Annotated in this window: 22 protein-coding genes; all 22 read left to right on the top strand. The window is 61.7% G+C overall.

What is annotated here, in order from left to right; translation table 11 throughout:
* Positions 1-7 precede the first annotated feature (7 nt).
* The 22 genes from ASN89_RS16555 to ASN89_RS16445 all read left to right on the top strand — a co-directional run bounded on the left by ASN89_RS16555 (position 8) and on the right by ASN89_RS16445 (position 21,229).
* Positions 8-460 carry a gamma-butyrobetaine hydroxylase-like domain-containing protein gene (locus ASN89_RS16555; RefSeq protein WP_058050042.1) on the top strand — a complete coding sequence of 151 codons (453 nt, stop codon included), beginning with the start codon at positions 8-10 and terminating at the stop codon, positions 458-460.
* Positions 461-556: 96 nt separating this feature from the next.
* Positions 557-901: a YciI family protein gene (locus ASN89_RS16550; protein WP_058050041.1), complete on the top strand. Its 345-nt coding sequence runs from the start codon at positions 557-559 to the stop codon at positions 899-901.
* Positions 902-903: 2 nt separating this feature from the next.
* Positions 904-2,145 carry an RNA polymerase sigma factor gene (locus ASN89_RS16545; protein WP_058050040.1) on the top strand — a complete coding sequence of 414 codons (1,242 nt, stop codon included), beginning with the start codon at positions 904-906 and terminating at the stop codon, positions 2,143-2,145.
* A gap of 29 nt (positions 2,146-2,174) precedes the next feature.
* On the top strand, positions 2,175-2,909 hold the full coding sequence (gene ubiE, locus ASN89_RS16540) for a bifunctional demethylmenaquinone methyltransferase/2-methoxy-6-polyprenyl-1,4-benzoquinol methylase UbiE (protein WP_034778407.1): 735 nt from the start codon (positions 2,175-2,177) through the stop codon (positions 2,907-2,909).
* A 31-nt stretch (positions 2,910-2,940) separates the two neighbouring features.
* A complete protein-coding gene (locus tag ASN89_RS16535) occupies positions 2,941-3,882 on the top strand; it encodes a Tim44 domain-containing protein (RefSeq protein WP_058050039.1) in 942 nt (313 codons plus the stop codon).
* A 147-nt stretch (positions 3,883-4,029) separates the two neighbouring features.
* On the top strand, positions 4,030-4,668 hold the full coding sequence (locus ASN89_RS16530) for an SCP2 domain-containing protein (RefSeq protein ID WP_058050052.1): 639 nt from the start codon (positions 4,030-4,032) through the stop codon (positions 4,666-4,668).
* On the top strand, positions 4,665-6,236 hold the full coding sequence (ubiB, locus tag ASN89_RS16525; protein ID WP_046682125.1) for a ubiquinone biosynthesis regulatory protein kinase UbiB: 1,572 nt from the start codon (positions 4,665-4,667) through the stop codon (positions 6,234-6,236). Before ASN89_RS16530 ends, ubiB begins: the two co-directional genes overlap by 4 nt.
* Positions 6,237-6,254: 18 nt before the next feature.
* Positions 6,255-6,857, top strand: a complete 603-nt coding sequence (locus ASN89_RS16520; protein WP_058050038.1) for a methyltransferase — start codon at positions 6,255-6,257, stop codon at positions 6,855-6,857.
* Between the two features lie 79 nt (positions 6,858-6,936).
* Positions 6,937-7,245, top strand: a complete 309-nt coding sequence (locus ASN89_RS16515) for an FmdB family zinc ribbon protein (RefSeq protein ID WP_058050037.1) — start codon at positions 6,937-6,939, stop codon at positions 7,243-7,245.
* A gap of 39 nt (positions 7,246-7,284) precedes the next feature.
* Positions 7,285-7,926 (top strand): DUF502 domain-containing protein, encoded by a 642-nt coding sequence (locus ASN89_RS16510; protein ID WP_058050036.1) that lies wholly within the window; start codon positions 7,285-7,287, stop codon positions 7,924-7,926.
* A gap of 69 nt (positions 7,927-7,995) precedes the next feature.
* Entirely contained in the window at positions 7,996-9,792 is a 1,797-nt protein-coding gene (aspS, locus tag ASN89_RS16505) for an aspartate--tRNA ligase (RefSeq protein WP_035824170.1), read from the top strand.
* 84 nt (positions 9,793-9,876) lie between these two features.
* Entirely contained in the window at positions 9,877-10,341 is a 465-nt protein-coding gene (gene nudB, locus ASN89_RS16500) for a dihydroneopterin triphosphate diphosphatase (protein WP_058050035.1), read from the top strand.
* A 13-nt stretch (positions 10,342-10,354) separates the two neighbouring features.
* The gene (locus ASN89_RS16495; RefSeq protein ID WP_046682130.1) at positions 10,355-10,648 is read left to right on the top strand and encodes a hypothetical protein; all 294 of its coding nucleotides are present in this window, start codon (positions 10,355-10,357) and stop codon (positions 10,646-10,648) included.
* Between the two features lie 441 nt (positions 10,649-11,089).
* Complete coding sequence (locus ASN89_RS16485; RefSeq protein ID WP_035824178.1) at positions 11,090-11,911, top strand: endonuclease/exonuclease/phosphatase family protein; 822 nt, start codon at positions 11,090-11,092, stop codon at positions 11,909-11,911.
* Between the two features lie 9 nt (positions 11,912-11,920).
* The gene (clsB, locus tag ASN89_RS16480; RefSeq protein WP_058050033.1) at positions 11,921-13,084 is read left to right on the top strand and encodes a cardiolipin synthase ClsB; all 1,164 of its coding nucleotides are present in this window, start codon (positions 11,921-11,923) and stop codon (positions 13,082-13,084) included.
* Positions 13,081-13,470, top strand: a complete 390-nt coding sequence (locus ASN89_RS16475) for an RNA-binding S4 domain-containing protein (RefSeq protein WP_046682134.1) — start codon at positions 13,081-13,083, stop codon at positions 13,468-13,470. The genes clsB and ASN89_RS16475 overlap by 4 nt, the downstream gene beginning before the upstream one ends.
* Before the next feature lie 245 nt (positions 13,471-13,715).
* Complete coding sequence (locus ASN89_RS16470) at positions 13,716-14,318, top strand: TetR/AcrR family transcriptional regulator (RefSeq protein WP_046682135.1); 603 nt, start codon at positions 13,716-13,718, stop codon at positions 14,316-14,318.
* Between the two features lie 78 nt (positions 14,319-14,396).
* Entirely contained in the window at positions 14,397-16,187 is a 1,791-nt protein-coding gene (locus ASN89_RS16465; RefSeq protein ID WP_034753387.1) for an acyl-CoA dehydrogenase C-terminal domain-containing protein, read from the top strand.
* A 14-nt stretch (positions 16,188-16,201) separates the two neighbouring features.
* Positions 16,202-18,601: a 3-hydroxyacyl-CoA dehydrogenase/enoyl-CoA hydratase family protein gene (locus ASN89_RS16460; protein ID WP_034753388.1), complete on the top strand. Its 2,400-nt coding sequence runs from the start codon at positions 16,202-16,204 to the stop codon at positions 18,599-18,601.
* Positions 18,602-18,663: 62 nt separating this feature from the next.
* Positions 18,664-19,110 (top strand): PaaI family thioesterase, encoded by a 447-nt coding sequence (locus ASN89_RS16455; RefSeq protein ID WP_058050051.1) that lies wholly within the window; start codon positions 18,664-18,666, stop codon positions 19,108-19,110.
* Positions 19,111-19,179: 69 nt separating this feature from the next.
* A complete protein-coding gene (locus ASN89_RS16450; RefSeq protein WP_058050032.1) occupies positions 19,180-20,376 on the top strand; it encodes an acetyl-CoA C-acyltransferase in 1,197 nt (398 codons plus the stop codon).
* A 73-nt stretch (positions 20,377-20,449) separates the two neighbouring features.
* Positions 20,450-21,229: an enoyl-CoA hydratase gene (locus tag ASN89_RS16445; RefSeq protein ID WP_058050031.1), complete on the top strand. Its 780-nt coding sequence runs from the start codon at positions 20,450-20,452 to the stop codon at positions 21,227-21,229.
* Positions 21,230-21,290 lie beyond the last annotated feature (61 nt).

The following is a 21,290-nucleotide window of genomic DNA, read 5'->3' as shown; positions in this document are numbered from 1 at the left end:
TATCGTCATGACTGAAAAAGCAGCAACACCGCAACCCACCGGCTTGACCGTGCACAACCAGTCGCGCGTGCTCGACGTGGCGTTTGACGACGGCAGCGAATTTGCGTTGCCGTTCGAATACCTGCGCGTGTACTCGCCGTCGGCCGAAGTGCAGGGCCATGGCAAGGGCCAGGAAACCTTGCAGTTAGGCAAGCGTTTGGTCGGCATCACGAGCCTGGAACCGGTCGGCAACTACGCCGTGCAGCCGACCTTCAGCGATGGCCACAATTCCGGCCTGTACACGTGGGCATATTTGTACAAGCTGGGCGCGGAAAAAGACAAACTGTGGCAAGCCTACCTGGACCAGCTGGCGGCAGCCGGCTATCCCGGCGACAGCGGCCGCGACGCCAAGGCCGACATGACGGTCAAGCAGTCATCCGGCGGCCACGTCCATGGACCGAGCTGCGGGCATAAGCATTAAGGAAAAATAAATGCGGTAATCTTGTCGGATTGCCGCCGCCCCGTTCGTCGTATGAATGCCCGCGCTTGCGGGCATTTTTCTTTTGGAGAAGAGACTATGGAATACCTGATCCTGATCTACGCCGACGAGGCCCGCTATGAATCCATGGAAGAGGGCCAGATGGCCAGTCTGATGGCCGACTTTGCCAGCTATACGCAGGACCTAGAAGCCGCTGGCGTGCTGCGCGGCGGTGCCGAGCTGGCGCCTGTGGGCAGCGCCACCAGCGTGCGGGTGCGCAATGGCAAGCCCGTCATCACGGATGGGCCGTTCGCGGAAACCAAGGAGCAGCTGGGCGGCTACTATCTGCTAGCCTGCGCCAACCTGGACGAGGCGCTGGCCTGGGCTGGGCGTTGCCCGGTGGCCTCCTTGGGCACCATCGAAGTGCGGCCCGTGACGGCTTGACGATGGCCGGCGACGCCGTTGCGGCCGTCGGGCACGTCTTTCGCCAGGAAAAGGGCAGGGTGCTGGCCGGCCTGATGCGGCGATTCGGCGACCTGGGCCTGGCGGAAGATGTGTTGCAGGAAGCGTGCCGCAAGGCGCTGGAACTGTGGCCGCGCACGGGCATCCCCGATAATCCCGCCGCCTGGCTCAGTTCCGTGGCGCGCAATGCGGGCCTCGATCACGTGCGCCGCGCGGGCAAGAGCGTCACCGAGGCCGAGGCCGTGTTCTCCGGCCTGCCTGCGCCCGTGATTGAAGAAGCGCCTGCCATCGAAGACGATCGCCTGCGCCTGCTGTTCATCTGCTGCCACCCTGCGCTGGCACCCGAGGCGCAGGTGGCGCTGGCCCTGCGCACCCTGTGTGGCCTGTCCACGGGCGAGATCGCGCGGGCCTTCGGCGTGGCGGAAGCTGCCCTGTCGCAGCGGCTATTGCGCGCCAAGCGCAAGATCGCCGAAGCGCGTATCCCCTTCGAGTTGCCGCCGGAACAAGAATTGCAGCCACGGCTGGCGCAGGTGCTGCACGTGATTTACCTGGTGTTCAGCGAAGGCTATTGCGCCAGCGGCGGCGACACCCTGCTGCGCGCGGACCTGTGCGCCGAGGCGCTGCGCCTGGGGCGCTTGCTGGACAACCTGCAGCCGGGCCAGCCGGAAGTGCAGGGGCTATTGGCCTTGATGCTGCTGCAGGCGTCGCGCGGCCCGGCCCGTTTGTCGCCCGAGGGGCATTTGCTGACCCTGGAAGAGCAGGACCGCCGCCTGTGGCAGGAGAGCTTGATTGCCGAGGGACTGGCGCTGCTGGAACTGGCCTTGCCGGCGCGTGTGCCAGGGCCATATCAGCTGCAGGCGGCCATTGCCGCCTTGCACGCCAAAGCGCCCACGGCCGGGCAGACGGACTGGCGCCAGATCAGCGCCCTGTACGGCGCTTTGCTGCGGCACAAGCCGGAACCCTTGATTTTGCTCAATGCCGTGATCGCCTGCGCCATGGCGCATGGGGCCGCACACGGGCTGGCGTGGCTGGATCGCCTGGAAGCCGTGCCCAGCCTGGCGCGATCGCATTATCTGCACGCGGCCCGGGCCGACTTGCTGCGCCGCCAGGGCGACCGGCCGGGGGCGCTGGCGGCGTATGCCCAAGCAGCAATGCTGGCTTCGAATGCAGTGGAAAGGCAATACCTTCTCCGGCGTCACGGGGAAATGCGCCTGCCGCTTGTATAATGCTCCCAAGTTCAAACAGACTGCCTACCATGACCAATACGACCCATTTCGGATACAAAACAGTTGCAGAAGACGACAAAGTGCGCGAAGTCGCCAAGGTGTTCCATTCCGTCGCTGCCAAATACGACGTGATGAACGACTTGATGTCGGGCGGGCTGCACCGTCTGTGGAAGACGTTCACCATTGCCAATGCGGGCGTGCGCCCCGGTTTCAAGGTGCTCGACATTGCCGGCGGCACGGGCGACCTGTCGAAGGCGTTTGCCAAGCAGGCGGGTCCTACCGGCGAAGTCTGGCTGACCGATATCAATGAATCGATGTTGCGCGTGGGCCGCGACCGCCTCTTGAATCGCGGCTTGCTCACCCCCACCATGTTGTGTGACGCGGAAAAACTGCCATTCCCCGATAATTATTTCGACCGTGTCAGCGTGGCCTTTGGCCTGCGCAATATGACGCACAAGGATGTGGCGCTGGCGGAAATGCGCCGCGTGCTGAAACCGGGCGGCAAGCTGCTGGTGCTGGAGTTTTCCAAGGTGGCGGCGCCCCTGCAAAAGCCGTACGACCTGTATTCGTTCTCGGTCTTGCCGTGGTTCGGACAGAAAATCGCCGGCGACGCGGAAAGCTACCGCTACCTGGCCGAATCGATCCGCATGCATCCGGACCAGGAAACCCTGAAGACCATGATGGAAACGGCGGGTCTGGAACGCGTGCAGTACTACAATTTGACGGCAGGCATTGCCGCTTTGCACACCGGTATCAAGATGTAATGCATCAACGTTGGTGTTTTTAGGAGATGGAATGAAATTGAAGAAATTTATGGTTGGCATGATGCTGGCCGCGACCACGGTATCCATGCTGGGCGAGGCGCTGGCCCGTCCCATGGGCGGTGGCCGTTCGTTTGGCCGCCAGTCGCAAAACGTGGGCCGCCAGGCGCCCGCACCGGCCCCAGCGCCGGCGCCGGCTGCTGCGCCACGCCAGGCGCAACCCGCGCCGGCTCCCGCGCCGGCCCCTGCCGCCAAGGCACCGAGCCGCTGGAAGGGTTTATTGGGCGGCGCCTTGCTGGGCCTGGGCCTGGGCGCGCTGCTGTCGCATTTCGGCCTGGGCGGCGCCCTGGCCAGCATGATCAGCACCTTGCTGATGGTGGCCTTGCTGGCCGGCGTGGCTTACTTTATCTACCGTATGGTGCGCGGCAAGCGCGACAGCAATAGCAGCGGCAATGCGCCGTTCGCCGGTTTCGGCAACCAGCCTGCGCCAGCTGGCAACGTGCCTGACATCGGTTCGCGCATTCCACCGCTGCCGCCGCTGCAGCCTGTCTTGTCCGGCGTAGGCCTGGACAAGCCGGTGCCGGCTGCCGCGCCATGGGGGGTGCCAAGCGACTTCGACAAGGAAGCGTTCCTGCGTCACGCGAAAAGCAATTTCATTCGCCTGCAAGCGGCCTGGGACAAGGCCGACGTTAACGATATCCGCGAATTCACGTCGCCGGAAGTGTATGCGGAACTGCGCATGCAAATCCAGGAACGGGGCGCGCAGCCGGACTTTACGGACGTCGTCACCATCGATGCTGAACTGCTGGGCATCGAGACGAGCGTCAACGATTACCTGGCCAGCGTGAAGTTTACTGGCCTGATCCGTTCGGCGCCGGGCGCCGCGGCGGAACCGTTCGCGGAAGTATGGAATATGTCGAAACCCGTCAGCGGCAATAGCGGTTGGGTCCTGGCAGGCATCCAGCAATTGAATTAATTGTAAAAACTTGCTGAATACTGGCTTAAGTCCATGCGGAATGCATGATGCTTAACAGATATTTCCTGCTGAACTGGTAAGATCGAAACCGCCCACGTTGTTTTACGGGCGGTTTTTTCTTTTTGGGGGCGCGAAGCGCGCAACATGATGGCACCACTTTCCGATCTTTCCCTGATGACGCCCGTCATCGCGACACTCAACCATTTGCTGGCGCAAGAGTCGTGGGCGCGCCAGCAGTTGGCCGTGCACGCCGGCAAGCTGGCCTGCATCGACACGGGCGCCGTGGCCTTGCGCCTGCGCATTGACAGCGCCGGCATGCTCGAGGCGGCGCCGGCCGACATGCTGGCCAACGTCACCATCCGCGTCAAATTGTCCGATGTGCCGCTGATCCTGCAAAACCGCGAGCGGGCGTTTTCCTACGTCAAGATCGAAGGCGATGCCGAGTTTGCCAACGCGATTTCGCAATTGAGCAAGGGCTTGCGCTGGGAAGCCGAGCACGACCTGGAAAAGGTCGTCGGCCCCATGCTGGCCACGCGCCTCGTTGCCGGCGCCAAGGATGCTGCCGCCTTTGTGCGCACGGGCCAGCAAAAGCTGGCGGAAAACGTGGCCGAATATTTTCTCGACGAACAGCCCATGCTGATCCGTCCTTCTACCTTGCAAGAGTATTCCGCTGGCGTGACGCGCGTGCGCGATGACGTCGAACGCCTGGCCAAGCGCCTTGCCCGGCTGGAAAAGGCGGCCGCCGCCGTCCAGCCGCAGTCCTCCTCACCGGATTTGTCTACATGATATTGAAATTCCTGCGCCTGTTTAAAATCATCCGTGTTTCCATCAAGTACGGTCTGGATGAAATAGCGATTTCTGGTCTGCAAGTTCCCCGCACCGCCAAATTGATCGACACCCTGATTTTCTGGCGCGACCTGTCGTCGCCACGGGGCTTGCGCCTGCGCCTGGCGCTGGAAGAGCTGGGCCCGATCTTCGTTAAATTCGGCCAGGTGCTGTCGACCCGGCGCGATTTGATGCCGCTCGACATCGCCGAAGAGCTGGCGCGCCTGCAAGACCGCGTGCCGCCGTTTGATTCCGACCTGGCCATCGCGCAAATCACCAAGTCGCTCGGCGCGCACCCGGATCAGTTGTTTGCCCGCTTCGAGCGCGAGCCGGTGGCGTCGGCCTCGATTGCCCAGGTGCACTTTGCCACCCTGAAAGACGGGCGCGAAGTGGCCGTGAAAGTCTTGCGTCCAGGCATGAAAAAGCTGATCGACGAAGACGTGGCGCTGATGCACATCGCCGCCGACTGGACCAGCCGCCTGTGGGCCGACAGCAAGCGCTTGAAACCGAAAGAAGTGGTGGGCGAGTTCGACAAATACCTGCACGATGAGCTGGACCTGATGCGCGAGGCGGCCAACGCCAGCCAGCTGCGCCGCAATTTCGCCAACTCGGACTTGCTGCTGGTGCCGGAAATGCACTGGGATTACTGTTCCAGCAGCGTCATCGTCATGGAACGCATGTATGGCATCCCCGTGTCGCAGACGGAGCGCCTGGTGGCGGCCGGCGTGGATTTGCGCAAACTGTCCAGCGATGGCGTGGAGATTTTCTTCACGCAAGTATTCCGCGACGGCTTTTTCCATGCTGACATGCACCCGGGCAATATTCTCGTTTCCATCGCGCCCGACTCGTTCGGCCGCTACATCGCGCTCGACTTCGGCATCGTGGGTACCTTGAACGACTACGACAAGGATTATTTGTCGCAAAACTTCCTCGCCTTCTTCCGCCGCGATTACAAACGCGTGGCCGAAGCGCACATCGAATCGGGCTGGGCGCCGAAGGACACGCGCGTCGATGAGCTGGAAGCGGCCGTGCGCGCCTGCTGCGAGCCGATCTTCGACCGTCCGCTGAAGGATATTTCTTTTGGGCAAGTTTTGCTGCGCCTGTTCCAGACCTCGCGCCGCTTCAACGTGGAAGTGCAGCCGCAACTGGTGCTGCTGCAAAAGACCCTGCTCAATATCGAAGGCCTGGGCCGGCAGCTGGACCCGGAGCTGGACCTGTGGCAAACGGCCAAGCCCTACCTGGAAAAATGGATGAGCAACCAGGTGGGACCGCAAGGCTTCATGGAGCGCCTGCGCGCCGAGGCGCCCCGTTATGCGCACATCTTCCCGCAACTGCCGCGCTTGCTGCATCAGGCCTTGACGGTGCATGGCGAGCCGCGTGAAAACGATGTGGAGCTCATGAAAACCTTGCTGGCGGAACAACGCCAGACGAATCGCCTGCTGAGCTTTATCGTGTACTTCGTGGGCGCCTTCGCCCTCGGCGCGCTGGGCTTGCAAGTGTTCATGCGCTGGCATCAACTGCCGTTTTAAAGGCTGAGGACGTAAGTGATGGCTGACTTCGATACCCGCGATCCGCTCTCGCCCGCCTTCTGGGACGAGCGTTTCGAGAAGCAATTCACGCCCTGGGACCACGGCGGCGTGCCCACGCGCCTGCGCAGCTTCGTTGCGGGCAGCCCGGCGCCGCTGCGCTGCCTGATTCCCGGCTGCGGCTCGGCCTATGAGCTGGTTTTCATGCTCGATCACGGCTGGGATGCCACGGCCATCGACTTTTCGCCGGCCGCCGTGGCCGCCGCGCGCGCCGTCGTCGGCGAACGGGCAGTGCAGGTGGTGGAAGCCGATTTCTTTGCCTGGGAACCTGTCGCACCGCTGGACCTGATCTATGAACGGGCCTTTTTGTGCGCCATGCCGCGCGCCATGTGGCCGCAAGTGGCGGCCCGCTGGGCACAGCTGCTGGCGCCGGGCGCCATGCTGGCCGGTTACTTTTTCTTTGACGACAATGCCAAGGGACCGCCATTCGGCATTTCACGTGAGAAACTGCAGGAATTGCTGGCGCCGCATTTCGACTGCCTGGCCGATGAAGCCGTCGATGATTCCATCGCCGTCTTCGCGGGCAAGGAGCGCTGGATGAGCTGGCGCCGCCGGGCGCAGTGAGGCGGGCCGGGCAATTTCCGCTGGGAGTAATGGAAAAGCTTTATAATTCAGGGTTTTTGATGATTTTCTCGGAGTAGAGATGCCGATTTACGCTTACCGTTGTGACGAGTGTGGTTTTGCCAAGGATGTCTTGCAAAAGATCTCCGATCCAGTACTGACGGTGTGCCTGTCGTGCGGCAAGCCCAGTTTCAAGAAACAATTGACGGCCGCCGGTTTCCAATTGAAGGGCACCGGCTGGTACGCGACCGATTTCCGCGGCGGCACGGCGCCCACCACGGCCATTCCGACGGGCCCGGCCGACAACGCCAAGCCTGCCGCGGCCGCCGACAGCGCGCCTGCCGCTGTGCCTGCTCCCGCCCCGGCTGCAACCGCGCCGAAAGCGGACTGAAAGCGCGCCGCGCCGATACGATCCCTTACCGAGAAACTGATGCGTAAATATTTTATTACCGGATTACTGATTTTGGTGCCCCTGGCCATTACGGCCTGGGTCCTGAATCTGGTGATCAGCACGATGGACCAGTCGCTGCTGCTGGTGCCCGGCAGTACGCAGCCCAGCGTCTGGTTCGGCCACAAGGTTCCCGCGCTGAGCACCATTCCCGGCCTGGGCACGGTATTGACGGTACTGATCGTGTTCTTCACGGGCTTGCTGACGAATAACCTGGTCGGCAATTACGTGGTGAAACTGTGGGAAAAATTGCTGCAACGCATACCCATCGTCAATTCCCTGTATTCGAGCGTCAAGCAAGTGTCCGATACCCTGTTTTCCCCGTCGGGCAATGCGTTCCGCAAGGCCGTGCTGGTGCCGTATCCGCACCAGAACTCCTGGACCATCGCTTTCCTGACCGGTGTGCCGGGCGGCGACGCGGCGAACCACCTGGTGGGCGACTTTGTCAGCGTGTACGTGCCGACGACGCCGAACCCGACATCGGGCTTTTTCCTGATGATGAAGCGCAGCGATGTCGTCGAACTCGACATGAGTGTCGATGCGGCGCTCAAATATATCGTCTCGATGGGCGTGGTGGCGCCTACGGAAGTTGTTGCTGTACCGGCCCCGGCAGCCAAAGAATAAAGGCAGGCGTCCCATGCGGGACGTGGCCGGATTGAACACTCACTAACCTGAACTGAGAATTTTATGTCTATGCGTACTGAATACTGCGGCCTCGTTACCGAAGCCATGCTGGGACAAACCGTCAGCCTGTGCGGCTGGGTACATCGCCGCCGCGACCACGGCAGCCTGATTTTCATCGACTTGCGCGACCGTGAAGGCCTGGTGCAAATCGTCTGCAACCCGGAACAAGCGGAAATGTTCAAGGTCGCCGAAGCCGTGCGCAACGAATTCTGCCTGCGCGTGACGGGCGTCGTGACCAACCGTATCGAAGGCACGATCAACAACAACCTGAAATCGGGCAAGATCGAAGTGGTCTGCTCGGAGCTGGAAGTGCTGAACCCTTCCGTGCCCGTGCCGTTCCAGCTGGACGACGACAACCTGTCGGAAACGACGCGTCTGACGCACCGCGTGCTGGACCTGCGCCGCCCGCAAATGCAGAACAACCTGCGCCTGCGCTACAAGGTGACGATGGAAGTGCGCAAGTACCTCGACGCGCTGGGTTTCATCGACATCGAAACGCCGATGCTGACCAAGTCGACGCCAGAAGGCGCGCGCGATTACCTGGTGCCGTCGCGCGTCAACGCGGGCAGCTTCTTCGCCTTGCCGCAATCGCCACAGTTGTTCAAGCAACTGTTGATGGTCGCCAACTTCGACCGTTACTACCAGATCACCAAGTGCTTCCGCGACGAAGACTTGCGCGCCGACCGCCAGCCTGAATTCACGCAGATCGATTGCGAAACCTCGTTCCTGACGGAACAGGAAATCCGCGACCTGTTCGAAGACATGATCCGCGTCGTCTTCAAGAACACCCTGGACATCGATCTGCCGAACCCGTTCCCGGTGATGGATTTCGCCGAAGCGATGGGCCTGTACGGTTCCGACAAGCCGGACATGCGCGTCAAGCTGGCCTTCACGGACTTGACGGAAGTCATGAAATCGGTCGAGTTCAAGGTCTTCAACGGCGCCGCCAACATGAAAGGCGGCCGCGTGGTTGCCCTGCGCGTACCGCAAGGCGGCAGCATGCCCCGTTCGGAAATCGATGCCTACACCCAGTTCGTCGCCATCTACGGCGCCAAGGGCCTCGCTTACATCAAGGTCAACGAGAAAGCCAAGGGGCCTGAAGGCTTGCAGTCGCCGATCGTCAAGTTCCTGCCTGCCGACGTGCTGGCCACGATCCTCGAGCAGACGGGCGCGCAAGACGGCGACCTGATCTTCTTCGGCGCGGACAAGGCCAAGGTCGTCAACGACGCCATCGGCGCGCTGCGCGTGAAAATCGGTCACAGCGAGTTCGGCAAGAAAGCCGGCCTGTTCGAAGACGTGTGGAAGCCATTGTGGGTGGTCGACTTCCCGATGTTCGAGCACGACGAAGAAGCGGACCGCTGGACGGCAACCCACCATCCATTCACGGCGCCAAAAGACGGCCATGAAGACATGCTGGAAAGCGATCCGGGCGCCTGCATCGCCAAGGCCTACGACATGGTCTTGAACGGCTGGGAACTGGGCGGCGGTTCGATCCGTATCCACCGCGAAGAAGTGCAGTCGAAAGTGTTCCGCGCACTGAAGATCGATGCCGAAGAAGCGCAGCTGAAGTTCGGCTTCCTGCTCGACGCCCTGCAATACGGCGCGCCACCGCATGGCGGCCTGGCATTCGGCCTGGACCGTATCGTGACCATGATGACGGGTTCTGAATCGATCCGCGACGTGATCGCCTTCCCGAAAACCCAGCGCGCGCAAGACTTGCTGACCCATGCGCCGTCGGAAGTGGACGAGAAGCAATTGCGTGAACTGCACATCCGTTTGCGCAGCGCCGAGCCAAAAGTAGTGTAATGAAGCATGCGGCTGCCCTGGCGGCCGCTGTTTGATCCGCTATGCAAAAAAAGGCGCTGTCGTGGCGCCTTTTTCATTGTTGATATGACTCATAAAATCCCTGTTTCCGTGCTGGTCGTCATTCATACGGCTGACCTTGACGTCTTGCTGATTGAACGCGCGGGCCAGCCCGGTTTCTGGCAATCGGTGACGGGTTCCGTCGATGCCGCCGACGAACCGCTGCTGCAGACGGCCGCGCGCGAACTGTTCGAGGAAACCGGCATCGTTGCCGATGGGCGCGATATCGTGCTGCGCGACTGGAACTTGTCGAACGTGTACGAGATCTACCCGATCTGGCGCCACCGCTATGCGCCCGGCGTGACGCGCAACACGGAACACGTGTTCAGCGTGCAGGTGCCGCGCGATATCGCCATCACCCTGAGCCCGCGCGAACACTTGCAGTACGCGTGGCTGCCGTATCTGGCGGCGGCCGACCGTTGTTTTTCTTCGTCCAACGCGGAAGCGATTCTGCAATTGCCGGCCATGACGGGCCTGGCGCGCCCCACCTGATAGAAAGCATTCCATGTTGAACTGGTTACATTTGACTGCGCAGCAAAAACTGCTGGGCACCCTGGGCATCGTTTTTTGCCTGTGCTTTATCTTCCTGCTGTTCAGTTCCACCGTGCCTGGCCGCACGCCGCCGATCGGCATGCCGCTGATGGCGATCGGCTGGCTGCTGCACCCGGGCGCGTTTGCCAAGGGCAAGCGCACCGTGGCCTGGCGCGGCGCGCCGTTGCTGGTCAAGATCGTCTGGGCGGCCGGCATCACCGCGCTGATCGTCAGCGTGACGGCGGGCGTGGGACGCATGCTGGCTTAAGCGCTGCAAACTATTGTCATGTGGTATTATTGCTTTAATAGTAATTCCACATCATGACGAAAGGTGTACATGCTGAACTGGTCTCAACTTTCTTTTCAGCAGCGTCTCCTGGGCGCCGTATTCCTGTCCTGGATCTTTGGCGCCCTGTATGCCGTGTGTTTTCCCGATCAGCCGCATGCCCGCCTTCCACAGGCAGGCTTGCCCTTGCTGATGCTGGGATTTCTGTTGCATCCCGTTGCTTTGCCGGCGGACGGGGCGCCTTCAGCTGGAGCAACGCCCCCCGGATCGTGAAGGGCTTGTGGGTGATCGGCATGGTGGTGGGCAGCATCAGCGCCATCGATAGTTTGCTGGCAGCGATGACGGGCAGATAAAGCTGCCATAGGTGCGCACGCGCACCTACGCTGGCGCCGCGCGAGGCCCGTCAGGGAGTAGAATCAATGCATGAAAATCCGCGTAGCAACTTATAATATTCACAAGGGTGTCTCCTCCGTGCGAGGCTTGCCCCGCGTGCATGCTTTAAAACAGGCGATCGCCCTGTTTCATGCCGATGTCGTCTTTTTGCAGGAAGTGCAAGGCAAGCACGACCGCAATGCGGCCCGCTATGGCGCCGAGAAAAACGGCCACAAGCATTGGCCGGAAGCGTCGCAGCACGAGTTCTTTGCCGGCGCCGAGCACCATTCCGCCTACGGCATGAATGCCGTGTATGACCATGGCCACCATGGCAATGCCTTGCTGAGCAAATTCCCCATCGCCTCACAAACCAACCATGACGTCTCCGACCATGCCTACGAGCAGCGCGGTATCCTGCATTGCGTGCTCAAGACGCCGCAAGCCGACGTGCACTGTTATGTCGTCCATCTGGGCCTGTTCGAGTCGGGACGGGGCCGCCAGACGCAGGCGCTGATCGACGCCGTGATGGAGTCGGCGCCGAATGGCGAACCCGTCATCATTGCCGGCGATTTCAATGACTGGCGCAACACGCTCAGCGACAAGCTGCGCAATGCGCTCGGCGTGGTGGAAGTATTCGACCAGCGCGCCTCGAACTCGGCCTTGGGCGACCTGGTGCGCACCCTGGCGCGGCGCCAGAGCAAGACCCCCACGCCCGTGCCGGCGCGCACCTTTCCCGCCGCCTTGCCGTGGTTCCGCCTGGACCGCATCTATGTGCGCGGTTTCCACGTGGAAGGCGCGCAAGTGATGCATGGCACCTTGTGGGCAAAACTGTCGGACCACGCGCCGATCGTTGCTGCTTTGAAACTCGCGTAGACTGCCGGCATGCGCACAGTCAATTTCATCGCCCACAACGACATCAAGCTGCTGTATTGCGGCACCGATTACTTTCCCGCGCTGATAGCCGCCATCGATGGCGCGCGCTCGGAAGTCTATTTCGAAACGTATATCTTTGCCGACGACGCCACGGGTACCCTGGTGCTCGACGCCCTCAAGCGTGCGGCCGCGCGCGGCGTGCTCGTGTGCATGATCACGGACTGGTTCGGCACGGGCAACCGCCGGGTCAAGGCCATGCATGCGGAGCTGGAAGCGGCCGGCGTGCATCACCGCATCTTCAACCCGTGGTTCCGGCGTGGCATCACGCGCACGCATCGCAAGATTTGCGTGGCCGACGGCGAGATCGCCCTGGTGGGGGGCATCAATATCAACGACGACATGTTTTGCGACTATGACCACAACATCAGCCTGGAAGCGCCGCGCTGGGATTTCGCCGTGCAGGTGAAGGGTCCGCTGGTCGACGCCATCCACGAAGAAGTGCAGGCGCAGTGGGCGCGGCTGGGCAAGATGAATCTGGTGCGGCGTATCAAGCTGTACCGCAAGATGCGCGTCGTCAGCAAGGAACTGGCGAAGAACCCTGTCGTGGCCGGCTTTGTCGTGCGCGACAACCTGCGCAACCGCCGCACCATCCAGCGCGCCTACCTGCAGGCGCTGGGCCAGGCGCGCAAAAGCGTAATGCTGGCCAACCCGTATTTCGCCCCCGGGCACAAGCTGCGCCACGCGCTGGCGCAGGCGGCCCAGCGGGGCGTCGACGTGGTGCTGTTGATCGGCGTGGGCGAGTTTCGCATGCAAGACGCCGTGGCGCACTCGTTTTACCCGAAACTGCTGGCTGCCGGCGTGAAAATCGTCGAATACCGCAAGACGCAGCTGCACGCCAAGGTGGCCGTCGTCGACGACGACTGGGCGACGGTGGGGTCCAGCAATATTGACGCGCTGAGTCTGTTCCTGAACCAGGAAGCGAACGTCGTGATCAAGGACGTGGCGTTCGCGCAAAGCTTGCGCCAGCATATCGAGCAGGGCGTGGCCGACGGCATCGTGATTCACCAGGATGATTTCAAGCACATCGGCCGCTTCCGGCGCATCGGCTATGAAGCCGCCTTCCTCGTGTACCGGCTGGTGATGCGCATTTTTTCAGTAGGCAAGTACGCATGAGCGAGATGACAACGGTAAGGCTGGACAAATGGCTGTGGGCGGCGCGCTTCTTCAAGACGCGTTCGCTGGCCAGCGAAGCCGTCGACACGGGTAAAGTCAAGGTGGGCGGCGAGCGCGTGAAACCGGCGCGCAGCGTGCGAGTGGGCGACGAGCTGGCCATCGACAATGGCGCGGAGACGTGGGAAGTGGCCGTGCTGGGCCTGTCCGACAAGCGCGGCGCGGCGCCCGTGGCGCGCTTGCTGTATGGCGAAACGCCGGCCAGCATCGCCCGCCGCGAACAGCTGGCCGAGGAACGCAAGCTGTTCCGCGAGCCGGGCACCACCATCAAGGGGCGGCCGACCAAGCGCGACCGCCGTCAATTGAACAAGGCAGGCGGCCTCGACTGAGGCCATGCGGCAGGGCGCATGCCGCTTTTGCCTGCCTGAAATCACTACAAACACGCAGGCAAAAAATGCTGCGCTGCACCAATAGAACGCCGGCTCTAAAGTTCCCGTTTGACTTTTACGTGGTAGTGGATAATAGTACGAGCGTTCGGATTTTTTCGAAGCGTGCTTTTTTTTACCCTCGCTTCAGTCCGCCAAATCGGCAACATACTTTGAGAACGGACATTTTGAATACTTCAGTCAAATTCATGCGCAAGGGCGAACTGACCCGTGCAGCCATCCTCGACGTGGCGCTGGATCTGTCCAGCCGCGACGGCCTGGAAGGCCTGACCATAGGGCTGCTTGCGGACAAAATGAACATGAGCAAGTCGGGCGTGTTTGCCCACTTTGGCTCGCGCGAAGACTTGCAGATGGAAGTGCTGAAGCTCTACCACTATCGTTTCGAGCAAGAAGTCTTTTTCCCCAGCATGAAAGAACCACGCGGCATCCAGCGCCTGCAATCGATGTTTGCGCGCTGGGTCAAGCGGGTCAGCGTGGAAATCGCTTCCGGCTGCATCTATATCAGCGGCGCCGTCGAGTATGACGACCGTCCCGGTCCCATCCGCGAGGCCCTGGTGGCCATGGTGCGGGCCTGGCAGGGCGCGCTGCTGCGCAGTGTCGAGCAATCGATCGCCACGGGCGACCTGAAAGCGGATACGGACGCCCAGCAGCTGGTGTACGAGATGTATGGCCTGATCCTGGCCCTGCATCACGATGCGCGCTTCCTGCGCGTGCCGGGCAGCATCGAACGGGCGCAAGCGGGCTTTATCCGCCTGCTGGCGTCGTACCAGAATTGCGTCACAAGCAAATAAGCCGTCAGGCAGTATCCGCAACAACGCACACGCACTTACAAGTACAACACTTTAGCTAATCGCCTTCAGGAGAAAATTATGGGTCAATACGTCGCGCCAATCCGGGATATGCAATTCGTCCTGCATGAGTTCCTGCAAGTGGAAGAAGAACTGAAGCAAATGCCGTCGTACGCCGACGTCGACGCCGACATCATCAACCAGGTGCTGGAAGAGGGCGGCAAATTCACCTCCGAAGTACTGTTCCCGCTGAACCACTCCGGCGACCGCGAAGGCTGCCACCACGACCCCGTCACGAAAAGCGTGACCACGCCTAAAGGTTTCAAGGAAGCCTACAAGCAGTACGTCGAAGGCGGCTGGGCGGCCTTGGCTTGCGATCCGGAATATGGCGGCCAGGGCTTGCCTGTCGTGCTGAACAACTCCTTCTATGAAATGCTGAACTCGTCGAACCAGGCCTGGTCCATGTACCCTGGCCTGTCGCACGGCGCCTACGAGTGCCTGAAGGAACACGGCACCGACCACCAGAAGGAAGTCTACCTGCCGAAGCTGGTGTCGGGCGAATGGACGGGCACCATGTGCCTGACCGAGCCACACTGCGGCACCGACCTGGGCCTGCTGCGCTCGAAAGCGTTGCCTGAGGCGGACGGTTCCTGGACCATCACCGGCAACAAGATCTTCATCTCGGCCGGCGAGCACGACATGGCGGAAAACATCCTGCACCTGGTGCTGGCCCGCGTGCCGGACGCGCCGGAAGGCTCGAAAGGCATCTCGCTGTTCCTGGTGCCGAAATTCCTGCCAAATGCGGACGGCACGGTCGGTGAACGCAACCCGATCACCTGCGGCGCCATCGAAGAAAAAATGGGCATCCACGGCAATTCGACCTGCCAGATGAACCTGGACGGCGCGAAAGGCTGGATCATCGGCCAGCCGAACAAGGGCCTCAACGCCATGTTCGTCTTCATGAACGCGGCCCGCCTGGGCGTGGGCATGCAGTCGCTGGGCCTGACGGAAATCGCTTACCAGAACGCGCTGATCTACGCCAAGGACCGCACGCAAATGCGTTCGCTGTCCGGCATCAAGAACCCGGAACTGCCGGCCGACCGCATCATCGTGCACCCTGACGTGCGCCGCATGCTGCTGACGGGCAAAGCCTACGCCGAAGGCGCGCGCGCGTTCACCTCGTACGTGGCGTTGCAGATCGACCGCGAACTGCACCACCCGGACGCCGACGTGCGCAAGGAAGCGGCCGACGAAGTGGCGCTGCTGACCCCTGTCATCAAGGCCTTCATTACCGACAACGCCTGGATCGCCACTTCGGACGCGATGCAAGTGTTCGGCGGCCACGGCTACATCTCGGAGTGGGGCATGGAGCAGTATGTGCGCGACGCGCGCATCAACATGATCTACGAAGGCACGAACACGATCCAGTCGCTGGACCTGTTGGGCCGCAAGATCCTCGGCGACAACGGTGCCAAGCTGCGCAAGTTCGGCGAAAAGATCAAGGCTTTCGTCGAAGACAACGGCACCGATGAAGCGATGAGCGAATTCGTCACCCCACTGGGCGACCTGGGCGACAAAGTCACCAAGCTGACCATGGAAATCGGCATGAAGGCCTTCCAGAACCCTGACGAAGTGGGCGCGGCATGCGTGCCTTACCTGCGCGTCGTCGGCCACATGATCTACAGCTATCTGTTCGCGCAGATGGCCAAGATCGCCCTCGAAAAAGAATCCAGCGGCGACAAGTTCTACACCGCCAAACTGGCTACCGCACGTTTCTACTTCGCCCGCTTGCAGCCTGAGACGGCAACCCTGATCCGTCAGGCGCGTTCCGGTTCGGCCAACCTGATGGCACTCGACGCAGACCTGTTCTAAGACTTGAGGAAAATATGACCAATTTCATCGTTAAAAAAGTAGCCGTCCTCGGCGCCGGCGTGATGGGCGCGCAGATCGCCGCCCATTGCATCAACGCGAAAGTGCCGGTCGTGCTGTTCGACCTGCCGGCAAAAGAAGGTCCAAAGAATGGCATCGTGCTGCGCGCCATCGAGAACCTGAAAAAGCTGTCGCCTGCCCCGCTGGGCAACAAGGATGATGCGGCGCTGATCCAGGTAGCCAACTACGAAGACAACCTGGACCTGCTGGCCGGTTGCGACCTGATCATCGAAGCCATCGCCGAGCGCATGGACTGGAAACACGACCTGTACCAGAAGGTGGCCCCGCACATCGGCCCGAACGCGATCTTCGCCTCGAACACCTCGGGCCTGTCGATCACCAAGCTGGCCGAAGGCTTCGATGCGGACCTGAAATCGCGCTACTGCGGCGTGCACTTCTTCAACCCGCCGCGCTATATGCACCTGGTCGAGATCATCCCGACCGAGTTCACCAAGCCTGAAATCAGCGACCAGCTGGAAGGCTTCTTGACCACCACCCTGGGCAAGGGCGTGGTCCGCGCCAAGGATACGCCGAACTTCATCGCCAACCGCGTGGGCGTGTTCGGCATCCTGGCCATCGTGCACGAAGCTGAAAAATTCGGCCTGTCCGTGGACGTCGTCGATGATTTGACGGGCGCCAAGCTGGGCCGCGCCAAGTCGGGCACCTTCCGCACGGCGGACGTGGTTGGCCTGGACACCATGGGCCATGTGATCAAGACCATGCAGGACTACCTGCCGAATGATCCGTTCGCCGCCGTCTACAAGACGCCGGAAGTGCTGGCCAAGCTGGTGGAAAAAGGAGCGCTGGGCCAGAAGAGCGGCGCGGGCTTCTACAAGAAGGTCGGCAAGGAAATTCAACGCCTCGATTTCGCCACCGGTGAGTACGTGGCCGGCGGCGCCAAGGCTGCCGACATCATCGCCCGCATCCTGAAGGAAAAGGATCCGGTCAAGAAGATGAAGGCGCTGCGCGAATCGACGAACCCGCAAGGCCAGTTCCTGTGGGCGATCTTCCGCGACGCTTTCCACTACATCGCCATCCACCTCGACACCGTGGCCGACAATGCGCGCGACATCGACTTCGCCATGCGCTGGGGCTTCGGCTGGAACGTGGGTCCGTTTGAAACGTGGCAGGCATCGAACTGGCTGCAAGTGGCCAACTGGGTCAAGGAAGACATCGACGCCGGCCACGCGTTGTGCAATGCACCGCTGCCAGCCTGGGTCTTCGAAGGTCCGGTCGCTGAAAAAGGTGGCGTGCACACGCCGGAAGGTTCGTACTCCGCCGTGTCGAACAGCTTCGTGCCACGCTCGACGCTGTCCGTGTATGACCGCCAGCCATTCCGCGCGCCAGTCCTGGGCAGCGGCGCCATCGACGGCAAGACCGCCGGCACCACCGTCTTCGAAGACGAATCCGTGCGCGTCTGGCATACGGGCGACGATGTGTTGATCATCTCGTTCAAGACCAAGATGCACGTGATCGGCGAAGGTGTCATCAACGGCCTGAAACTGGCGCTCGCCGAAGCGGAGAAGAATTTCAAGGGCCTGGTGATCTGGCACGCGGACGCAGCCGAAGGCGGCGCGTTCTCGGCCGGCGCCGATCTGCAATCGGCCCTGCCGGCATTCATGCAAGGCGGCGTGAAGGCCGTCGATCCGATCATCGCCGAACTGCAGAACACCTTCATGTCGCTGAAATACGCGAACGTGCCGGTGATCGCCGCGGTCGCTGGCCTGGCGCTGGGCGGCGGTTGCGAACTGGCCCTGCACGCGTCGAAGCGCGTGGCCTCGATCGAGTCGTATATCGGCCTGGTGGAAGTGGGCGTTGGCCTGATTCCTGCCGGCGGCGGCTTGAAGGAAGCGGCGCAGCGCGCCTACAAGGAAGCCAAGGGTAACGACATCCTGCAATTCCTGAAGACGGGCTTCACCAACGCAGCCACCGCCAACGTGTCGAAATCGGCGCTGGAAGCGAAGAAGATGGGTTACCTGAAAGAAGACGACGTGATCGTGTTCAACGCCTACGAGCTGCTGCACGTAGCCAAGGTCGAAGCGCGCGCCATGTTCGACGCCGGCTTCCGTCCAGCGCTCCCTTCGCTGATCCAGGTGACGGGCCGTTACGGCTGGGGCACCATCAAGGCGCAGCTGGTCAACATGCGCGACGGCGGCTTCATTTCGGCGCACGATTTCAAGCTGGGCGAGATGATCGCCGAGATCGTATCGGGCGGCGACGTGGACCAGGGCAGCTTCGTCAGCGAACAGTGGCTGCTGGATATGGAACGCAAGGCATTCCTGGAGCTGTTGAACCATCCGAAAACCCAGGAACGGATCATGGGCATGATGCAGACCGGTAAGCCGGTACGCAACTAAGCCTGACGTCGATGACGATCCTGTCCATTATTTTTAAAGTATTGCTGCGCGTGAGGCCAAGCATGGTGTATGACCGTATCAAACAACAGATGATGGACACCTTGCCCTTCGTGCGGCTGCTGGGGATCAGCATCGACGACATCGGCGCCGGCACTGCGAAGGTGTCGATGCCGGAAGATCCCAAACTGAATAATCACCTGGGCACGCAGCACGCGGGCGCCTTGTTTACCTTGGCCGAAACGGCTTCCGGCGCGGCCATGGCTGGCGGCTTCGCCGAGCTGATACTGGGCTTGCGCCCGGTGGCCAAGGAGTCGCGCATCCAGTACCAGAAGGTGGCCCGGGGCGCGACGCGCGCCGAAGGCCGGGTACCGGGCGACCTGGCTGGCTTGAAGGCGCAGCTGGCGCAGGATGGCAAGGTGGCGTTTCCCGTGGCAGTCGATATTTTCGACGCCGAAGGCACGCTGGCGGCACAGGTGACGGTGGACTGGTATTTGTCGCAGAAGCGATAAGAGATTACCTGAGCAGTCCCGGACATTCGACAGAACACGAACCTCGTTCAACATCTTTGAAAGCATAAAATGAGCAAACAACTTCAAGACGCGTACATCGTCTCTGCAACCCGCACCCCGATCGGCAAGGCGCCGCGTGGCATGTTCAAGAACACCCGCCCGGACGACCTGCTGGTGCGCGTGCTGCAATCGGCCCTGGCGCAAGCGCCTGGCCTCGACCCGGCACTGATCACCGACGCCATCATCGGCTGCTCGTTCCCGGAAGCGGAGCAGGGCTTCAATATCGCGCGTAACTCGGTGCTGCTGGCCGGCTTGCCGAAAACCGTGGGCGGCGTCACCGTCAACCGTTACTGCGCTTCGGGCATCACGGCCATTGCCATGGCGGCCGACCGCATCCGCGTGGGCGAAGCCGACGTGATGATCGCCGGCGGCATCGAATCGATGTCGATGGTACCGATGATGGGCCACCACCCATCGATGAACCTGGACATGTTCAGCGACGAGAACATCGGCATGGCTTACGGCATGGGCCTGACGGCAGAAAAAGTGGCGCAGCAATGGAAAGTGTCGCGCGAACAGCAGGACGCGTTCTCTGTTGAATCGCACCGCCGCGCCATCGCCGCGCAGCAAGCCGGTTTCTTCAAGGCGGAAACGACGCCCGTGGAAATCATCACGCGCACGCCGAACATGGCTACCGGCCAGGTCGATGTAACGCGCCGCACCGTCGACACCGACGAAGGCGCACGCGCCGATTCGTCGATGGAGTCGCTGGCCAAGCTGAAGCCTGTCTTCGCTGCCAAGGGTTCCGTCACGGCCGCCAACAGCTCGCAGATGTCCGACGGCGCCGGTGCGCTCTTGATCGTCAGCGAAAAAATCCTGCGCGAGCACAACCTGACCCCGCTGGCGAAATTCTCCTCGTTCGCCGTGCGTGGCGTGCCGCCGGAAATCATGGGCATCGGTCCTAAATTCGCCATTCCTGCCGCCTGCGCCGCCGCCGGCATCACGCAAGACCAGCTGGACTGGATCGAGCTGAACGAAGCGTTTGCCGCACAAGCCTTGGCCGTCATCGGCGACCTGGGCCTGGACCCATCGAAGGTCAACCCGATGGGCGGCGCGATCGCCCTGGGTCACCCGCTGGGCGCGACCGGTGCCATCCGCGCCGCCACCGTGATCCACGCACTGCAGCGCACCAAGCAGAAGTACGGCATGGTCACGATGTGCGTGGGTGCCGGCATGGGCGCAGCCGGAATTTTTGAACGCGTATAAGTTTGGCTGGCTAAAGCAATAAAACAGGGCGCTGCGGGATTACCCCGGCGCCCTTTATCTTTTTGGAGATGACATGGATATTTTGTGCAGCAAGAGCGAGGGCATTCTGACCCTGGAATTCAACCGCCTGGAACGCAAGAATGCGATCACGGGTGCCATGTACCAGACCCTGGCCGACGCGCTGGTGGCGGCCGAGACCGATGATGAAGTGCGCGCCATCCTGATCTGCGGCAAGCGCGAGATTTTCACGGCCGGCAACGACCTCGATGACTTCATGAAGACGGCGCGCCCGAAAGATGGCTCGCTCGACCATGACCGTCCCGTGTTCCAGTTCATGCGTGCCCTGTACGGCAGCAGCAAGCCCGTGGTGGCGGCTGTTTCCGGCCCGGCCATCGGCATCGGCACCACCTTGCTGATGCATTGCGACCTCGTCTACGCGGCGGACAATGCCAGCTTTTCGATGCCGTTCACGCAGCTGGGCCTGTGCCCGGAATTCGGCTCCAGCCTGCTGCTCACGCAACTGGCCGGCTACCCGCGCGCGGCGGAAAAACTGATGCTGGGTGAGTCGTTCCCGGCCAGCGAAGCGCTGGAAATGGGCCTGGTCTCGAAAGTCGTGCCCCTGTACGACTTGATGACGTACGCGCAAGGCCAGGCCGCCAAGCTGGTGGCCCTGCCGGCCGCCTCCATCCGCGCCACCAAGCGATTGATGAAACAAAGCCGCATGGAGCCGATGAAGGCGGCCATCGCCGAGGAAAACAAACTGTTCAGCGCCATGCTGGGCGGCGCCGAGGCGAAGGAAGCGTTTACGGCCTTCTTTGAAAAGAGGAAGCCCGATTTCAAGAAGTTTGCATAAGGCGGGGCCTGACATCTTGTCGGGCCCAGCACCATCTGATTTGGACATGACGATCGGTGAT

Origin of the sequence: Janthinobacterium sp. Ant5-2-1 (genome assembly GCF_001445815.1) — a bacterium.
Taxonomy (GTDB): Bacteria; Pseudomonadota; Gammaproteobacteria; order Burkholderiales; family Burkholderiaceae_D; genus Janthinobacterium; species Janthinobacterium lividum_E.
Note: the sequence above shows the minus strand (reverse complement) of the source record. Positions and strands in the feature narration are given on the sequence as shown.

Bases quoted from the DNA above. Each gene is read 5' to 3' on its own strand.
- ASN89_RS16555 (WP_058050042.1), top strand. From the start codon at position 8: ATGACTGAAAAAGCAGCAACACCGCAACCCACCGGCTTGACCGTGCAC.
- ASN89_RS16550 (WP_058050041.1), top strand. From the start codon at position 557: ATGGAATACCTGATCCTGATCTACGCCGACGAGGCCCGCTATGAATCC.
- ASN89_RS16545 (WP_058050040.1), top strand. From the start codon at position 904: ATGGCCGGCGACGCCGTTGCGGCCGTCGGGCACGTCTTTCGCCAGGAA.
- ubiE (WP_034778407.1), top strand. From the start codon at position 2,175: ATGACCAATACGACCCATTTCGGATACAAAACAGTTGCAGAAGACGAC.
- ASN89_RS16535 (WP_058050039.1), top strand. From the start codon at position 2,941: ATGAAATTGAAGAAATTTATGGTTGGCATGATGCTGGCCGCGACCACG.
- ASN89_RS16530 (WP_058050052.1), top strand. From the start codon at position 4,030: ATGGCACCACTTTCCGATCTTTCCCTGATGACGCCCGTCATCGCGACA.
- ubiB (WP_046682125.1), top strand. From the start codon at position 4,665: ATGATATTGAAATTCCTGCGCCTGTTTAAAATCATCCGTGTTTCCATC.
- ASN89_RS16520 (WP_058050038.1), top strand. From the start codon at position 6,255: ATGGCTGACTTCGATACCCGCGATCCGCTCTCGCCCGCCTTCTGGGAC.
- ASN89_RS16515 (WP_058050037.1), top strand. From the start codon at position 6,937: ATGCCGATTTACGCTTACCGTTGTGACGAGTGTGGTTTTGCCAAGGAT.
- ASN89_RS16510 (WP_058050036.1), top strand. From the start codon at position 7,285: ATGCGTAAATATTTTATTACCGGATTACTGATTTTGGTGCCCCTGGCC.
- aspS (WP_035824170.1), top strand. From the start codon at position 7,996: ATGCGTACTGAATACTGCGGCCTCGTTACCGAAGCCATGCTGGGACAA.
- nudB (WP_058050035.1), top strand. From the start codon at position 9,877: ATGACTCATAAAATCCCTGTTTCCGTGCTGGTCGTCATTCATACGGCT.
- ASN89_RS16495 (WP_046682130.1), top strand. From the start codon at position 10,355: ATGTTGAACTGGTTACATTTGACTGCGCAGCAAAAACTGCTGGGCACC.
- ASN89_RS16485 (WP_035824178.1), top strand. From the start codon at position 11,090: ATGAAAATCCGCGTAGCAACTTATAATATTCACAAGGGTGTCTCCTCC.
- clsB (WP_058050033.1), top strand. From the start codon at position 11,921: ATGCGCACAGTCAATTTCATCGCCCACAACGACATCAAGCTGCTGTAT.
- ASN89_RS16475 (WP_046682134.1), top strand. From the start codon at position 13,081: ATGAGCGAGATGACAACGGTAAGGCTGGACAAATGGCTGTGGGCGGCG.
- ASN89_RS16470 (WP_046682135.1), top strand. From the start codon at position 13,716: ATGCGCAAGGGCGAACTGACCCGTGCAGCCATCCTCGACGTGGCGCTG.
- ASN89_RS16465 (WP_034753387.1), top strand. From the start codon at position 14,397: ATGGGTCAATACGTCGCGCCAATCCGGGATATGCAATTCGTCCTGCAT.
- ASN89_RS16460 (WP_034753388.1), top strand. From the start codon at position 16,202: ATGACCAATTTCATCGTTAAAAAAGTAGCCGTCCTCGGCGCCGGCGTG.
- ASN89_RS16455 (WP_058050051.1), top strand. From the start codon at position 18,664: ATGGTGTATGACCGTATCAAACAACAGATGATGGACACCTTGCCCTTC.
- ASN89_RS16450 (WP_058050032.1), top strand. From the start codon at position 19,180: ATGAGCAAACAACTTCAAGACGCGTACATCGTCTCTGCAACCCGCACC.
- ASN89_RS16445 (WP_058050031.1), top strand. From the start codon at position 20,450: ATGGATATTTTGTGCAGCAAGAGCGAGGGCATTCTGACCCTGGAATTC.